13 protein-coding genes are annotated in these 14,805 nt (G+C 63.6%); 8 read left to right on the top strand and 5 right to left on the bottom strand.

What is annotated here, in order from left to right:
* Positions 1-76: 76 nt before the first annotated feature.
* Positions 77-1,714, bottom strand: a complete 1,638-nt coding sequence (mqo, locus tag P7C00_RS13200; protein ID WP_404939383.1) for a malate dehydrogenase (quinone) — start codon at positions 1,712-1,714, stop codon at positions 77-79.
* 726 nt (positions 1,715-2,440) lie between these two features.
* Here mqo and P7C00_RS13195 point away from each other — a divergent pair.
* The 6 genes from P7C00_RS13195 to P7C00_RS13170 all read left to right on the top strand — a co-directional run bounded on the left by P7C00_RS13195 (position 2,441) and on the right by P7C00_RS13170 (position 8,851).
* Complete coding sequence (locus P7C00_RS13195) at positions 2,441-2,935, top strand: PaaI family thioesterase (protein WP_404939381.1); 495 nt, start codon at positions 2,441-2,443, stop codon at positions 2,933-2,935.
* 168 nt (positions 2,936-3,103) lie between these two features.
* A complete protein-coding gene (locus P7C00_RS13190; RefSeq protein WP_346636110.1) occupies positions 3,104-3,610 on the top strand; it encodes a sigma-70 family RNA polymerase sigma factor in 507 nt (168 codons plus the stop codon).
* Positions 3,607-4,584, top strand: a complete 978-nt coding sequence (locus tag P7C00_RS13185; RefSeq protein ID WP_404939379.1) for a FecR family protein — start codon at positions 3,607-3,609, stop codon at positions 4,582-4,584. Before P7C00_RS13190 ends, P7C00_RS13185 begins: the two co-directional genes overlap by 4 nt.
* 90 nt (positions 4,585-4,674) lie before the next feature.
* On the top strand, positions 4,675-7,107 hold the full coding sequence (locus P7C00_RS13180; RefSeq protein ID WP_404939377.1) for a TonB-dependent siderophore receptor: 2,433 nt from the start codon (positions 4,675-4,677) through the stop codon (positions 7,105-7,107).
* Between the two features lie 103 nt (positions 7,108-7,210).
* Entirely contained in the window at positions 7,211-7,906 is a 696-nt protein-coding gene (locus P7C00_RS13175) for a hypothetical protein (RefSeq protein WP_346636107.1), read from the top strand.
* A 93-nt stretch (positions 7,907-7,999) separates the two neighbouring features.
* Complete coding sequence (locus P7C00_RS13170; protein WP_404939375.1) at positions 8,000-8,851, top strand: CAP domain-containing protein; 852 nt, start codon at positions 8,000-8,002, stop codon at positions 8,849-8,851.
* A 112-nt stretch (positions 8,852-8,963) separates the two neighbouring features.
* Here the strand turns inward: P7C00_RS13170 and P7C00_RS13165 are convergent, their stop codons facing one another.
* Complete coding sequence (locus P7C00_RS13165; protein ID WP_404939373.1) at positions 8,964-9,638, bottom strand: ATPase; 675 nt, start codon at positions 9,636-9,638, stop codon at positions 8,964-8,966.
* Positions 9,639-9,884: 246 nt separating this feature from the next.
* Between P7C00_RS13165 and P7C00_RS13160 the strand changes: the two genes are divergently transcribed.
* A complete protein-coding gene (locus P7C00_RS13160; protein WP_404939371.1) occupies positions 9,885-10,526 on the top strand; it encodes a LysE family translocator in 642 nt (213 codons plus the stop codon).
* 39 nt (positions 10,527-10,565) lie between these two features.
* Here P7C00_RS13160 and P7C00_RS13155 read toward each other — a convergent pair whose 3' ends face one another.
* Entirely contained in the window at positions 10,566-10,748 is a 183-nt protein-coding gene (locus P7C00_RS13155; RefSeq protein WP_102879910.1) for a DUF1289 domain-containing protein, read from the bottom strand.
* Positions 10,749-10,751: 3 nt separating this feature from the next.
* A complete protein-coding gene (locus P7C00_RS13150) occupies positions 10,752-11,123 on the bottom strand; it encodes a hypothetical protein (RefSeq protein WP_404939369.1) in 372 nt (123 codons plus the stop codon).
* A gap of 113 nt (positions 11,124-11,236) precedes the next feature.
* Here P7C00_RS13150 and P7C00_RS13145 point away from each other — a divergent pair, with 113 nt between their 5' ends.
* Positions 11,237-13,120 (top strand): amidohydrolase, encoded by a 1,884-nt coding sequence (locus tag P7C00_RS13145; RefSeq protein ID WP_404939367.1) that lies wholly within the window; start codon positions 11,237-11,239, stop codon positions 13,118-13,120.
* A gap of 101 nt (positions 13,121-13,221) precedes the next feature.
* Here the strand turns inward: P7C00_RS13145 and P7C00_RS13140 are convergent, their stop codons facing one another.
* A complete protein-coding gene (locus P7C00_RS13140) occupies positions 13,222-14,796 on the bottom strand; it encodes a murein L,D-transpeptidase (RefSeq protein WP_404939365.1) in 1,575 nt (524 codons plus the stop codon).
* Positions 14,797-14,805 lie beyond the last annotated feature (9 nt).

Genomic DNA, 14,805 nt, shown 5'->3' with positions numbered 1-14,805 from the left:
GCCGCACCCATGCAAGATACGGCTGCACGATGGCAGCCGCTGTGCCCCGTCCGACGAACGCGGACGGGGCCGAGGCTTACAGCGCCATGTCGGCCGCTGGGTTGCTCTGTGGCTTGGCCATGCTGGCCGGAGCCTGAGGTGCAGCACCCTTGACCGGTGGAGGCGTGGTCAGTTGCAGCACTTCGGCGGTGTAGGCCCATTCTTTGGCCACACGCTCAGGGCTGTCGTTCAGGGCAGTGCCGTAGCTCGGTACGATCTGGTGCAGTTTTTCCTGCCAGGCCGGGGTCGCCACTTTGTCCTTGAACACCTTCTCCAGCACGCTGAGCATGATCGGCGCGGCGGTCGAGGCACCTGGGGAAGCGCCCAGCAGGCCGGCGATGCTGCCGTCCTGGGAAGCGACGATCTCGGTGCCCAGTTTCAGCACGCCGCCCTTCTCTTCGTCCCGCTTGATGATCTGCACGCGCTGACCGGCTTGCCACAGGCGCCAGTCTTCTTTCTTGGCGTTGGGGAAGTATTCCTTCAGGGCGTTGAAGCGGTCGTCATCCGACAGCATCAGCTGGCCGGCCAGGTATTCCACCAACGGGTACTGTTCGATACCAACTTTGGTCATCGGCCAGAAGTTGTGGGTGGTGGTGCTGGTCAGCAGGTCGAAGTACGAACCTTCCTTGAGGAACTTGGTGGAGAAGGTGGCGAATGGGCCAAACAGGATGACCCGCTTGCCGTCCAGCACGCGAGTGTCCAGGTGCGGTACGGACATCGGCGGAGCGCCCACCGAAGCCTTGCCGTAGGCCTTGGCCAGATGCTGCTCGGCAACGCTGGCGTTCTCGGTCACCAGGAACGAGCCACCCACCGGGAAGCCGGCGTATTCGTTGGCTTCAGGAATGCCCGACTTCTGCAGCAGGTGCAGGGCACCGCCGCCGGCGCCGATGAACACGAACTTGGCGTCGGTTTCGGTTTTCGAACCGTCTTTGAGGTTCTTGTAGGTCACGCGCCACGAGCCGTCTTCATTGCGCTCGATGTCCTGCACTTCGCTGGACAGCTTGAGGGCAAAGTTCGGCTGGGCCTGCAGGTGGGCGACGAACTGGCGAGTGATCTCGCCGAAGTTGACGTCGGTGCCGATCGGGGTCCAGGTCGCAGCGATCTTCTGCGCCGGATCACGACCTTCCATCATCAGTGGAACCCACTTCTTGATCTGCTCGGCATCTTCGGAGTACTGCATGCCGCTGAACAGCGGGCTGGCCTGCAGGGCCTCGTAGCGTGCCTTGAGGAACTTGATGTTGTCATCGCCCCAGACGAAGCTCATGTGCGGCGTGGAGTTGATGAACGAACGCGGGTTCTTCAGAACGTCGTTCTTGACCTGCCACGACCAGAACTGGCGGGAAATCTGGAACGCTTCGTTGATCTCGATGGCCTTGGCGATCTCGATCTTGCCGTCCTTGCCTTCCGGGGTGTAGTTCAGCTCAGCCAGCGCGGAGTGACCGGTACCGGCGTTGTTCCAGCCGTTGGAGCTCTCTTCAGCCACGCCATCCAGGCGCTCGACCATCTCCATGGACCAATCGGGCTGCAGCTCATTGAGCCAGACCCCGAGGGTCGAACTCATGATGCCGCCACCGATCAGCAGCACATCCACTTTCTTTGGCTCAGCCGCGTGCGCGGACGTGAGGCCTATCGACATCGCCAGCCCGATCAGGGCCGTGTTCACTTTCTTCAACATTCTGTAGTACCTACGATAGAACGCCATCCGCCGCCCCATCCTCGATCCTGCGAACTCAGTGCATTGCGAAACAGGCATTTCGCAGGTCCTGGATGAACGCATTCAAAAGAACTGGAGGGTGGGCACACAAGGCCGACGAGACTGGCTCGACCTCAGTTTTATATCGCTCCGGCGCTGACTTCTTGTCGTTTTTGGCTTCAGCTACTTGAGTGACACTTGTTTCTCAGGACACGTCACGGGACGCAAACCAACGGGCAATAACGCCCCACTCCTTTCACCGACACCGGACTGGGCTCGACGCACAACACTGACACCCGTCTACACGGGGCCAGCAGGACAAAGAAGGGTCGGGGTCAACCAAAGGAGGTAGACGAACACTGCCTGACATTGCATTCGGCGAGTTTGCCCAGACACTCCCGCACGCTTGCAAGGACCCGATCAGGCCACTTGAAGCAAAGCATAGGGGAGGTATTTCTGCACAAACGATGAACCGATTCAGCGCAAGAATATCATTACGGCATCAGCCTGTCTTGGCCGGAGCGGCTGCCCCGGCCCTCGGAAAAACCGCGACGCACTACGACACTCGCCACAATCAATGCGTCACAAAGACGCTGGCCGGCCGCTACGCCGCGGCACTGCACTGAGCCTTGGCGGTCAGCAATGGCACAGGCATCATGACCGGCTGCAAGACCTGCCAGACCATCGTCAAGGACAAGAAGAACAACCATGCACGAGACTTCCCTGCAAGACACTACCGCCCCCGAGGGCGTCTGTTTCGGCTGCGGCAGCAGCAACCACCACGGCCTGCACATCAAGAGCCACTGGCATGCAGACGGCGTGCACGTGGTCGCCGAGCACCTGCCCGATGCCAAGTACTGCGGCTGGCCGGACCTGGTCTACGGCGGCCTGATCGCCATGCTGGTGGACTGCCACTCCAACTGGACCGCCATGGCCTACCACTACCGCAACGAGCAACGGGAACCGGGCAGCCTGCCGCGCATCGATTGTGTCACCGGCAACCTGGGCATCAAGTTCATCAAGCCCACCCCCATGGGCGTGCCCCTGACCCTGCGGGCCAAGGTCGAGGGCGAAGTGGGGCGCAAGAGCCGGGTGATCTGTGAGGTGTATGCCGGCGATGTGCTTACCGCCATTGGCGATTCGGTGTTTGTCCGGGTCGATACCGGACAGTTGGCCGCCGCCGCTCATGGTCGTGAAAGCTGATCGGACAGCAGCCCCGCACCTGAGATTGGCAGGCGTGCCGAGCCACTCCTGCCCCTCCATAGCGCCATGACCGGCGAGGACTTCAGCGCTCACAGACAACGATTGCGGTCCTCCGGCACGCCCCTGTACTATTGAGAACGATTCACACTCACATCTCGGCAGGCAACGGTGCATTCATCTTCGAGCAACAAGCTGGGCTTCTTTTTCAGCGACCATCACCGTTGGCTGCTGCAGCATATTCACAGCCGCCTGGGCAACCGCGCCGACGCCGAAGACACCGCCGCCGACACCTTCTGCCAGTTGCTCGCGGCCGAGGTCGACCCGGACAGCATCGAGCAGCCACGGGCCTACTTGTCCACCATCGCCAGGCGATTGATGTTCGATCGACATCGCCGGCGCCAGCTGGAACAGGCCTATCTGCAACGCTTGTCTGCCCTGCCGGAACTGCTGGCACCCTCCCCCGAGGAACAGTTGCTGCTGGTCGAGGCGCTGGTGGCCATCGACCGGGCGCTGGACGGTTTGCCACTGATCGTCAAGACCGCGTTTCTCTACAGCCAGCTCGATGGCCTGAGCTACGTGGCCATCGCCCGCAAGCTGGAACTGTCCGAACGCACCGTCAGCCGCTACATGAAACAGGCCTTGCGCCAGTGCTACCTGAGTGAGCTGGCCCTGTGAGCCGGCAACCCCTGGACCCGCTGACCGAACAGGCCATCGACTGGATGGTGCGGCTGCGCGCCGGCGACCCGGACCCGCGCCTGGAGCAAGCCCTGGCCACCTGGCTGGCCAGTGACCCGGCCCACGCCCAGGCCTGGAATCACCTGCAAGAACGGCTTGGCACCTCATTCAATACCTTGCGTGCTCTCGACCGACGCCTGCCGGGGCAGGCTGGCGAAGCCCGACAACTGTTGCTCAGCCCCCACCGCTCACGGCGCCAACTGTTGCGCGGCCTGGCCGGACTCGGCCTGCTGGGCGGCGGCCTATGGCTGGGAGCCCAGACTCGTTATGGCGAAACCCTGCTGGCGGATGTCAGCACCGGCCGCGGCCAGCGTCGGGACGTCACCCTGGCCGACGGCAGCCGCCTGAGCCTGAACGCCGACAGCGCTGTGGACCTGCGCTTCGACGACCAGCAACGGCTGGTGATCCTGCGCCATGGCGAGTTGCTGATCCAGGTTGCCGCCGACCCGCGGCGGCCACTGCGAGTGCGCACCGCCCAGGGCCAGGTCCAGGCGTTGGGCACCCGTTTCCTGGTGAGCCAGGAAGCCGGCGCCACCCGGGTCGTCGTGCTGGAGCACTCGGTGCGGCTGCGCCTGCTGACGGGCGATGAACGCGACCTGCAACAGGGGCAGGCCGCCCTGCTGCACCCCGAACGTATCGAACTGCTGGAGCAGGATCAGCGCTATCGCGGCGACTGGCTCAACGGTCGCCTCAACGTACTGGATGACTCCCTGGAGCAGGTGATCGCCGCCCTGCGCCCTTACTGCCGGGGCTACGTGCGGGTAGCCCCGTCGGTCGGCCATCTACGGGTGCAGGGCGTGTTCCCTCTGGATCAGCCGGAACGGGCCCTCAGCGCCCTGGCGGAGACCCTGCCGATCAGGATCGATCGCTACAGCCCCTGGCTCACTCTGATCCGCCCGCGGAACCGAGAATGAATATTTTTTGAAAATCACTCTTATTTGTGTCCGGTTTTCATTTCTCATCCCACCTATCTCCTGACACGCCAACACAATCAGGAGAATTCCGTGCGCAACCCTTGGTTCCATGTCCTTCCCGCTGCCTTCGCCGTGGCTGCCCTGAACAGCCAGGCCCAGGAGCAGCTCCAGTCGTTCAACTTGCCGGCGGCCCCCCTGGCCGTGACGCTCAACGCCATCGCTGGCCAGAGCGGCGCCGTGCTGGCCCTGGAACCGGCGCTGGTGCAAGGCAAGCAAGCCCCAGCGGTGATTGGCCGGATGACCGCGCTGCAGGCCATGCACAGCGCGCTGGTTGGCAGCGGCCTGCAACTGAAGCTCACCGTCAGCGGCCACTACAGCGTCGAGCCGCTACCGGCCGACGGTGCCCCCGTGCAACTGGGCACGACCAGCATCATCGAGAGCGGGTTCGACACCACCACTGAAGGCTCCGGCTCCTACGCCGCACGTGCAGTGACCATCGGCAAGGGCACCCACAGCCTGCGGGAGATTCCCCAATCGATCACGGTCATGACCCGCAAGCAACTGGATGACCAGGGCCTGACCGATCTCAAGGCCGCGGCCAACCAGACCACCGGCCTGGTGGGCGTGCAAGGGGTGGGCAAAGGCATGATCCTCTCCTCCCGCGGCTTCCAGATCGACGACTGGCAATACGATGGCGTGCCGATCCCGCGCAACACCTATTCCCTGGGCAACTGGGCGACCCAGGACCTGATCTTCTTCGACCGCCTGGAAGTGCTGCGCGGTGCCTCGGGGCTGCTGCAGGGCACAGGCAGCCCGGGGGGCGCGATCAACCTGGTGCGCAAGCGCGGCCAGAACACCCCGACCGTGACCCTGACCGGCAAGGCCGGCTCGTGGGATCACTATGGCCTGCAACTGGACGCCGGCGGCCCACTGAATGCCGCCGGTACGGTCCGCGGGCGCGTGGTGGCCGATGAGGACCAGAGCGATTCGTTCATCGACAAGCAATGGAGCAAGACCCACTCACTGTACGGGTCCCTGGACTTCGATCTGAGCGACGACACCACCCTGGGCCTGGCTGCCAGCCGCTCCGAGGCCGAATCGCGGCCGATGCTCCGCGGCTTGCCGCGCTATGCCGACGGCAGCACGGTGAACCTGCCGCGCTCGACCTACAGCGGCGCGCGCTGGAACCACTCGCAGATCAACGTCACCACGCTGTACGCCGACCTGGAGCACCGCTTCAACCAGGATTGGACCTTCAAGGTCGGTGCCGTGCGCATGAGCGAAAGCAACGACTCGATCCAGCAACGCATCCAGACCACCCTTGAGGGCGTCAACCCCGACGGCAGCGGCTTGCAGTACGCCGACTGGGTCACCGACTTCGACAACACCAAGATCGGCCTCGACATGAACCTCACCGGGCGCTTCGAGGGCCTGTCCATGGAGCAGGAAATCACCCTGGGCGGCAACTACTCGAAACTGACCACTGACGACGTCTTCGCGCGCACCTTCAACAATGGCGGCAACATCTTCGCCATCGACCACGATCGGCCGAAGATCAGCTACGACAGCCTGCTCAATACTCCCGGCGGACGCGGCACCCACAGCCGCTACGATGTCCGCCAGAAAGGCCTGTATGGCAGTTGGCGGATCAAGCCCATGGATGACCTGACCCTGGTGCTGGGTTCCCGGGTCAGCTGGTATGACTACCGCTACGACGCTACCAACTACCAGGCCATCAGCCACAAGGGCACCGCGGACGATCCGTCCACCATGACCGACAGCGGCGAAGTCACGCCCTACGCCGGCATCGTCTACGACCTGAGCCGCGAATGGTCGGTGTATGCCAGCTACACCGATGTGTTCGAGCCGCAGACCGCACGCACCGCCAGCGGCTCGGTGCTGCAACCGGTGATTGGCAGCAACTATGAAGTCGGCCTCAAGGGCGAACTGCTCGAAGGCCGGGTCAACACCTCCCTGGCGCTGTTCCGCTACGACCAGAAGAACCGTGCCGTACAGGACACCGCCTCGGGCTACGCCTGTGACGGCTGGTACTGCTCCACCGCCTCGGGCAAGGTGCGCAGCCAGGGGCTGGAAGCCGAAGTCAGCGGCGAAGTGGTCGATCGTTTGCAGCTGTTCGCCGGCTACACCTACAACACCACCACCTTCCTTGAAGATCCGAAGGATCAGGGTCGAGTCTTCAGCCAATGGACTCCCAAGCACATGCTGCGGGTATGGAGCGACTATCGCCTCGACGGCGACTGGAGCCGGGTCAGTACCGGCCTGGGCTTCACCAGCCAGAGCCACACCCTGGGCTATGAACGCAGCTACAAGGTGCCGGGCTACACCGTCTGGAACGCCCGCATCGCCTATCAGTTGAACGACGAGGTAAGCCTGGCACTGAACGCCTACAACCTGTTCGACAAGCACTACTACATCTCTGGCTACAACCAGTTGGATGGCAACAACAACTTCGGCGATCCACGCAACTTCATGCTCAGCGTGAAGTACACACCGCAGTTCTGAATCGACCTTGTCGCAGCGCCCCCCTGCGGGCGCTGCAGACAGCGCCGGGCTTTTGTATGATCCGCCCTCGCCCCGCCCCTTCCTGAGGACGTTTCATTTGAGCATGGACATTCAAGACATCCAGCGCAGCCTGGCAAGACCCGCGCTAAAACTCGTCGCCGGCGGCTTTCGCCCCACCCAGGCCATGGATGAAAGCTGGCTGGGCCGAGTCTTTCTGTTTCGCGAAGACGAAGAGTTGCCGCGCAACGGCGCCGGTGAAACCCTGCTGCCCTTTGCCCAGCTCTATCTCCCTAGCCTGCCCTTTCACAGCCCGCTGCTGGAAGGCGTGCGGGTGCTGAGCGTGTTTGTCGCCAACCCCTTCCCCGAACCCTTGGAACCCATGGGCGAACGCTGGCTGATCCGCGAATACCGCGACGACGAGGTGCTGGTGCACAAGGAACTGGCGGCTCCCGGAGCCTTCCTCAAACCCCTGCCGATCAAAGCCGAAGCCGTGGCCGAGGACTTTCCGCTGTGGGACGGTGGCGGCATCCCCGATGAGGTGGAGCAGGCCATTCTCGACCTGGAACGCAGTGGCCGGATCGAGTGCTACTACGACCTGATCAGCCACTGCTATGAACACAAGCTGGGGGGCTATCCGTCCTACTGCCAATCGGGGATCGATGCCGGGGACGGTTTCGAGTTCGTGATGCAGATTGCCTCCGACGCCAAGATCGGACTCAACGTGGTGGACGGCGGCAAACTGATGTTCTGGAAGCATCGCGACACGGGGGAATGGGCGCTGTACTTCGACTTCTATTGAGACCCGCCGGTGAATAGCGATTTCATCCTGCAACGGATGAAAAGCCCGGGCGCCGGGTGCATCATGAGCGCTGTCATTTTTCGGGAGATCTTCATGCCCCTGCGTCCATTGCTCTTGCCCGCCGCCGCTCTGGCGCTGGGCCTGCTGGGTTCGGCCAGCGCCGTGGCCGATGATCGGTCGCAGTTGATCGAATCGATCAACGCCTACCGCAGCCAGCCGCAACGTTGCGCCAACCAGGCCTCCTCGGAGCTGCCGCCGCTGGCCAGCGATCCGCGCCTGATCCTGCCAGTGGACAACGTCGGTGACCTGCAACAGGCCCTGGCACGGGTGGCCTATCCCATGGTCAATGTGCAGGCCATCAGCCTCTCCGGCCCCCGGGACGCCCAGGCGGCGATGCAGGCGGTGCGCGAGAGCTTCTGCCAGGTGGTGCTGGACCCGCAGTTCGTCGATATCGGCGTCAATCGCCAGGCCAACCAGTGGCGCATCGTCCTCGCGCGACCGTTGCTGGCCGCCCGCCTCGGGGATTGGCAAGCCGAGGGCCAGCAATTGCTGGCACAGATCAACAGCGCCCGCAGCCAGCCCCGGCAATGCGGCGGCCAGAGCTTTGCCGCCAGCGCACCGCTGGCCTGGAATGCCACCCTGGGCAGCACCGCCGAAGCACACAGCCGGGCCATGGCCAACCAGAACTATTTCGATCACAAGGACCATGACGGCCGCACCCCGGGCGATCGCGCCGAACTGGCCGGGTTTGCCGGGCAACAAGTGGGCGAGAACATCGCCGCCGGCCAGGACAGCGTGCGCAAGGTGCTGGACGGCTGGCTGGCCAGCCCCGGGCACTGCGCCAACCTGATGAACCCGGCCTACCGCGAGCTGGGAGCGGCCTATGCGGTGGACCCGAAAAGCGATGCGGGCATCTACTGGACCGCGATGTTCGGCGCGCCTTGAGGCGCCGGCCTGTGGACCACAGCAGCCGGCAAGCCCTGGACAGGGTTCGAGCCCGGCCATGAACGCAAACGCCCCGAGCAACCGGGGCGTTTTTTTTCAGCCAGTGGTGACCTTACTGGTTGGTCGCCACCTGCCCTGCATCACCCTGGGTCACCAGTGCCTTGAGGGATGCGTCGAACTGCTTCAGCGCATTGACCTGCAGCTCGGTCTGCTGGTTGATCTGTGCGGCAATCTCCGGCGCCGCCTTGCCCCGGACCCAGACCGAAGGCAGCTCCTTGGCCTGGATGCCTTCGGCCTTGCCGATGTATTGCAGGTTGGCGTCATAGAACTTGGCGATGAACCGCGCCTCCACCTTGCTGTTGCCCTTGGTCACCAGCTGGTTGTAGGTGTCGAGCATGACCACCACATCGGGCCGGGCCTGGACCACGGCATCGAGGCTGTCATACAGAGTCACGCTGGCGAAGTGTTTCTGCAACGACGCCATCATCCAGTTGATCGCCCGTTGCGGGTCGGAACTGTCGACGAAAGCGGCGCTGATACGCGGATCAAGGCCGGCATTCTTCGCCCCATTGAGGGCCACCGAATGGTAGTGCTGCAGATACTGCAGGGTGTTGACGGTATTTTCGCTGTACAGCACCGCCGCCGATTGGGCGTGCTGCAGATTGGCAGCACTGTCGGCGATGGGCAGGAAGTGACAGGACATGTCGTCGGCAGCGAAGGCTGTCGCAGAAGCACCGGTTCCCGCGATCAAGACAACCACAAGGGTCAATAGAGTCGAGATTCTCATCGGGTGTTTCCTTCTGCAGCCAGCACGGTGTAAGCGCCATCTTCCTCCTTTGCTGGAAAAACGGAACCTGCACTTTTTGATGATAACTATCGATTGCAGCAATGGTTGACAATAGGCACCGATGCGCCTCCAGAGGTGCAACCTCGATCACCCGCCACGACCGGCAAGACCCTCATTTTCTGGCATACAGCTGGCCATCGTCCCTATAGAATCAAGCCCCCTTTTTCTGCAAGACGAGTCCGGACCATGGATGCTCACTCGATACTGACCTACACCCTGGTGGCGGCGATCGCCATCGCCAGCCCCGGCCCTGCCACCCTGGTGGCACTGCACAACAGCGTGGCCTACGGCGCCAAGTCGACTATCTGGTCATCCCTGGGCAATATCAGCGGGCTGTTCTGCATGTCTGCCGCGGCCATGCTCGGCCTGGGGGCGCTGATCGCCAGTTCCGAGTGGATTTTCAATGCGGTGAAGATCGTCGGTGCCGGCTACCTGTTCTACCTCGGTGCCAAGCAGCTGTTCAGCAAGAGCCAACTGCTGAGCCAAGCCAGCGCAGACAGCACCAAGGTCGGCAAGCCGCCGCGCCTCAAGCTGTTCAAGTCGGCCTTTCTGACCGCCGCCACCAACCCCAAGGCGACGATCTTCTTCACCGCGCTGTTCCCGCAGTTCATCGACCAGCATGCCGCGCTGCTGCCGCAGTTCTTCATCCTGACCCTGATCTTCATGGCCCTGTCGCTGATCTCCCTCAGCGTCTATGCCGTGCTCGCTTCCCGGGCCAAGGGCGTACTGACCCGGCCGGCACTGTCCAAATGGGTCAATCGCGTGGTGGGTTCCACATTCATCTTCTTCGGCACCACCATCCTGGCGATGCGTCGGCAAACGGTCTGATCAAGCGTCTGACCTGCCTTGCGGGGAGTGTAGCGATCCTCAGCCCTTCTTTTTCTGCAAGGCCTTGAGCCGCGCACTGGCCCGCTGCACGGCGGCCATTTTTTCCGGGCGCTTCATGCGCTTCCATTTGCGGATGTCCTCCTTGGTCCGTCCGCAACTCACGCACAGGTCGCCGCTGAGCTGGCACAGGGCGATGCAGGGATTGTCGATTTCCTTGGCCATGGCTCAACCCCGTCCCGGACGCAGGCGCTTGAGGCGTTGCCCCCAGTCTCCGGCGCTGACCCTGCGGCACTGCTCCTCGCTGTCGAAGAACACATGGGCGGCCAATGAGTCCAGGCACACCTGGGCCTCGTTCAACGCCCGGGCCGTCAACTCGATCATCAGCGTGTCCTGGCCCGCGGCCAGAGCACGTTCCTTATGCACCAGGGTGTCGAAGACCCAGACCACCACCAGGCTGGCGGGAAAGGCCGCGTAATCCGCCTCGTGGGTCAGCCAGGCAAACCCCTCGATCTGCGCCTTGGCGCTTTCGCAAGCCTCGGTCAGGGTGACGGCCAGCAGACGCTCCATGGCGGCCTGTTGGCGTTTGTTCAATGGCATGACGACCCTCGAGAGGCAAAAAAGGCCGCACACGATACCTCAAGCTTTTCGCTCAGGGCGCATCTTTGCGTCTAGGCTTGAGCCCTCCTCCATACCTTCAAGGAAGAAAGGTCATGTCACGACCCTCACTCACGCTGCTCCTGGCCGCCATCCAGCTCGCCTGCGGCACCGCCATGGCCGCCACAGGCGCCCCGGAGGCGGATGCCATCTGGTTCAACGGCCCGATCATCACCCTCGACGACAAACACCCCAATGCCCAGGCCGTAGCGGTGAAGGACGGCAAGATCCTCGCCGTGGGCGAGCGCAAACAGATACTGCAGAACCAGGGCCCGACCACGCAGATGCTCGACCTCAAGGGCTCCACCCTGCTGCCGGGCTTTATCGACCCCCACGGCCATGTATCGATGGTGGGTTTCCAGGCCGCCAGCGCCAACCTGCTGCCACCGCCGGACGGTGCCAACAACACCATCCCCAAGCTTCAGGAAACCCTACGCAACTTTGAACAGCAGTCGCCGATCCCCAAGCAGTTCGGCGTGCTGTTCGGTTTTGGCTATGACGACTCCCAACTCCAGGAGCAGCGTCACCCGACCAAGGACGACCTGGACGCCGTGTCCAGGGACGTGCCCATTGCCATCGTCCACCAGTCCTCGCACCTGGGGGTGCTCAACAGCAAGGCCCTGGAACTGGCGAAGATCGACGCCTCGACCCCCAACCCGGAAGGCGGGGTGATCCGCCGGGTCGAGGGCAGCCAGGAGCCCAACGGCGTGCTGGAGGAAAACGCCTTCTTCAACGCCTTGATCAAGATCTTCCCCAAGCTCACTGCCGACCAGGCGGTGGACATGCTCAGCGCCGGACAACAGCTGTACATCAGCTATGGCTACACCACCCTGCAGGACGGCCGCTCCTCGCCGGACCAGGTCAGGACCGCGATCAAGGCCGCCGGCGACGGCAAGCTGCTGGCGGATATCGTTTCCTACCCCGACATCCTCACCCCGGGCACCAAGGAACTGCTGGTCGCGCCCTGGTATCACCCGAGCAACCAGCCGGTGAGCTACGACCGGCACTTTCGCATCGGCGGGGTCAAGCTGACCCTGGACGGCTCGCCCCAGGGCAAGACCGCCTGGCTCAGCCAACCCTACTTCAAGCCGCCCCAAGGCCAGGATGCCAGCTATGCCGGCTACGGCGTGGTCAAGGACGACCAGGCACTGGCCATTTACAAGGAGGCCCTGGCCAATCGCTGGCAAATCCTCTCCCATACCAACGGCGACCGGGCCATCGACCAGTTACTGACCTCGATGCGCGCCGCAGAAAAAGCCTACCCCGGGGTCGATGTACGTCCGGTGATGATCCATGGCCAGACCCTGCGCCAGGATCAGGTGGCCGAGCTCAAGCAGTTGAAGATCTTCCCCTCGCTGTTCCCCATGCACACCTACTACTGGGGCGACTGGCACCGCCAATCGGTGCTGGGCCCGCAGCGTGCAGAAAACATCTCACCCACTCAATGGGTGCTCAAGGCCGGTCTGAAGTTCACCACCCACCACGATGCCCCGGTGGCGCTGCCGGACTCCATGCGGGTGCTGGCGGCCACGGTCAATCGCACCACGCGCAGCGACTATGTGCTGGGGCCGGATCAGCGAGTGACGCCTCTGCAAGCGCTCAAGGCCATGACCCTGTGGTCGGCGTACCAGCACTTCGAGGAGGACCGCAAAGGCTCCATCACCCCCGGCAAACTGGCGGACTTCGCCGTGCTCTCGGCCAACCCGCTGACCGAAGCGCCGGAAACCCTGAGCGAAATCAAGGTGCTGAAGACGGTCAAGGAAGGCCGGGTGATCTATGAGCGGCCGGCCAAGGTGGCGCTATTGCCGCCGCCGCTGGGCATGCATGGCGATCCGTCGCTGCCGGTGCCCCAGGGCATCAAGGCGGTCGCCCAGGGTGATGGCGACCTTGGACCGGCACTGGATGTGATCTACGACCAGCTGGCACCCGCGCAGCCTTGAAGCCACTGCGAGACGGCCCCTTGTAGGCACACGCGTGCTCGAGGAGCTGCGCGTGCCGGTTGAATGCACTGCTCTCGGGTTCATCGCGAGCAAGCTCGCTCCTACAGGAGCTTGCTGCCCAGGGCGCTGGACAGGACTTCGTCGTGTCCATAGATATCCGGCGCATAGAGCAGCTGCCCATGGCTGTCGGCCTGCACCGTCCAGTAGCTGAGCAGGATCGGCACCGGCCTGGCCAGGCGGAATTCATGGGTCAGGCCGGTGGCCAGCAAGTCGTTGGTGCGCAACCGCTCCGCCGGGCTCAGCAACCAGTCCCGCAGTTGCAGCGCCTGTTCGACTCGCACGCAGCCGGAACTGAAGGCGCGAGGCCCCTTGCTGAACAGCGCCTGGCTCGGCGTGTCGTGCAGGTACACGGAGAACGGATTGGGAAAGCGGATGGCGATGCGCCCCAAGGGGTTGCGCGGGCCCGCCCCCTGGCGCAGGAGGATATTGCCCGGGCGCTCCCAGTCGACGTCCTCGGGCGCCAGGGGCTGGCCATTGGCATCCAGCACCTGCAGGTTCTGCCGATTGAGGAAGCCCTGATCACGGCGGATTTCCGGCAGTTTGTCTTCCTTGAGAATGGTCGGCGGCACGGTCCAGGTGGGGTTCAGGGTCAGGCGCGTGACCTGGGACTTCAACAACGGCGTCTGGCGCTCGGCACGCCCGACCTGGGTGCGGGTCTGCCACACCACCGCATCGTCCTGATAGAAGGTCAGTTGCGCGGCCGCGACGTTCACCAACACGATGTTGGGTTCAAAATCCTGGGCCAGCCAGCGCAGGCGCTCGAGGTTGATGCGCAGTTGCTCGCGGCGCTGGGCCGGACTGATGTTCAGCTCCTTGAGGGTGCCCGCGCCAATCACGCCATCAGCCTGCAGGGAATGACTGAGCTGGAAATTTTTCACCGCGCTCACCAGGTCACTGCTGTAGGTATTATCGGCACTGACCTCGGGGTTTGGCAGAAAGCCGCCCAGGTACAGGCGCTGGGCCAGCTCCGGAACTCGCTTGTCCTGCATGTCCGGACGCAGCAGCGGGCCACCGGCCACCGCCTGCCAACTGGGTAATGGCTGCTGGCGTTCCCGGACATACACCTGGCGCAGGTTGCGGTATTGCTCAAGGCTCGGACGGGCCTGATCGAAGGCGCCGGCGAGGTTTTCCAGCCCGGGGACGGCCATCGCCAGCAACGCCGCCTGGCGATCGTCCGCCAGCGGCTGGGCCCGCCACAAGGGCTCGAACCGGTTCTGTGACAAGCGACCGTAATGCAGGTCCTGCAGGGCTTGCAGGTACTGATGACTGATCGCGATATCGGTACACAGCCCATCCCCTGCGGTGCTGCTCACCGGCAGCCGGTAGCGCCCCGGGTCCAGGCCGTCATCGATCACTTGGGCCAACTGCGCCTGCAGGCCGGCCAGCCGGTGCTCGGCAGACCACACTGGCTGTTCGCCGGTCTGGCGGTAGAACGCCTGCAACAGCAGTTGCGCGGAAGCATCCAGGCGCGGACTCAGTGCCGGGCAAGCCACCGCCAACTGGGTCAGCGTCAGTTGCATCGGACTGGCCGTCGCCAGCGCAGGGTCCTCGGCCAGCGCGACCAATGGCGCAGCGAGCAGGCACAGGCTCAAGTAACATGCGGTTTTTTTGAACAACTGCTTTAC

This window comes from Pseudomonas sp. JDS08PS003 (genome assembly GCF_045013505.1).
Lineage (GTDB): Bacteria > Pseudomonadota > Gammaproteobacteria > Pseudomonadales > Pseudomonadaceae > Aquipseudomonas > Aquipseudomonas protegens_B.
The sequence above is the reverse complement of the archived record's forward strand: the minus strand, read 5'-3'. Positions and strand labels throughout refer to the sequence as shown.

Excerpts from the sequence above, each read along its gene's own strand:
- P7C00_RS13175 (WP_346636107.1), top strand. The coding sequence starts at position 7,211 with ATGGACATTCAAGACATCCAGCGCAGCCTGGCAAGACCCGCGCTAAAA.
- P7C00_RS13150 (WP_404939369.1), bottom strand. The coding sequence starts at position 11,123 with ATGCCATTGAACAAACGCCAACAGGCCGCCATGGAGCGTCTGCTGGCC.
- P7C00_RS13160 (WP_404939371.1), top strand. The coding sequence starts at position 9,885 with ATGGATGCTCACTCGATACTGACCTACACCCTGGTGGCGGCGATCGCC.
- P7C00_RS13170 (WP_404939375.1), top strand. The coding sequence starts at position 8,000 with ATGCCCCTGCGTCCATTGCTCTTGCCCGCCGCCGCTCTGGCGCTGGGC.
- P7C00_RS13155 (WP_102879910.1), bottom strand. The coding sequence starts at position 10,748 with ATGGCCAAGGAAATCGACAATCCCTGCATCGCCCTGTGCCAGCTCAGC.
- P7C00_RS13165 (WP_404939373.1), bottom strand. The coding sequence starts at position 9,638 with ATGAGAATCTCGACTCTATTGACCCTTGTGGTTGTCTTGATCGCGGGA.
- mqo (WP_404939383.1), bottom strand. The coding sequence starts at position 1,714 with ATGTTGAAGAAAGTGAACACGGCCCTGATCGGGCTGGCGATGTCGATA.
- P7C00_RS13195 (WP_404939381.1), top strand. The coding sequence starts at position 2,441 with ATGCACGAGACTTCCCTGCAAGACACTACCGCCCCCGAGGGCGTCTGT.
- P7C00_RS13145 (WP_404939367.1), top strand. The coding sequence starts at position 11,237 with ATGTCACGACCCTCACTCACGCTGCTCCTGGCCGCCATCCAGCTCGCC.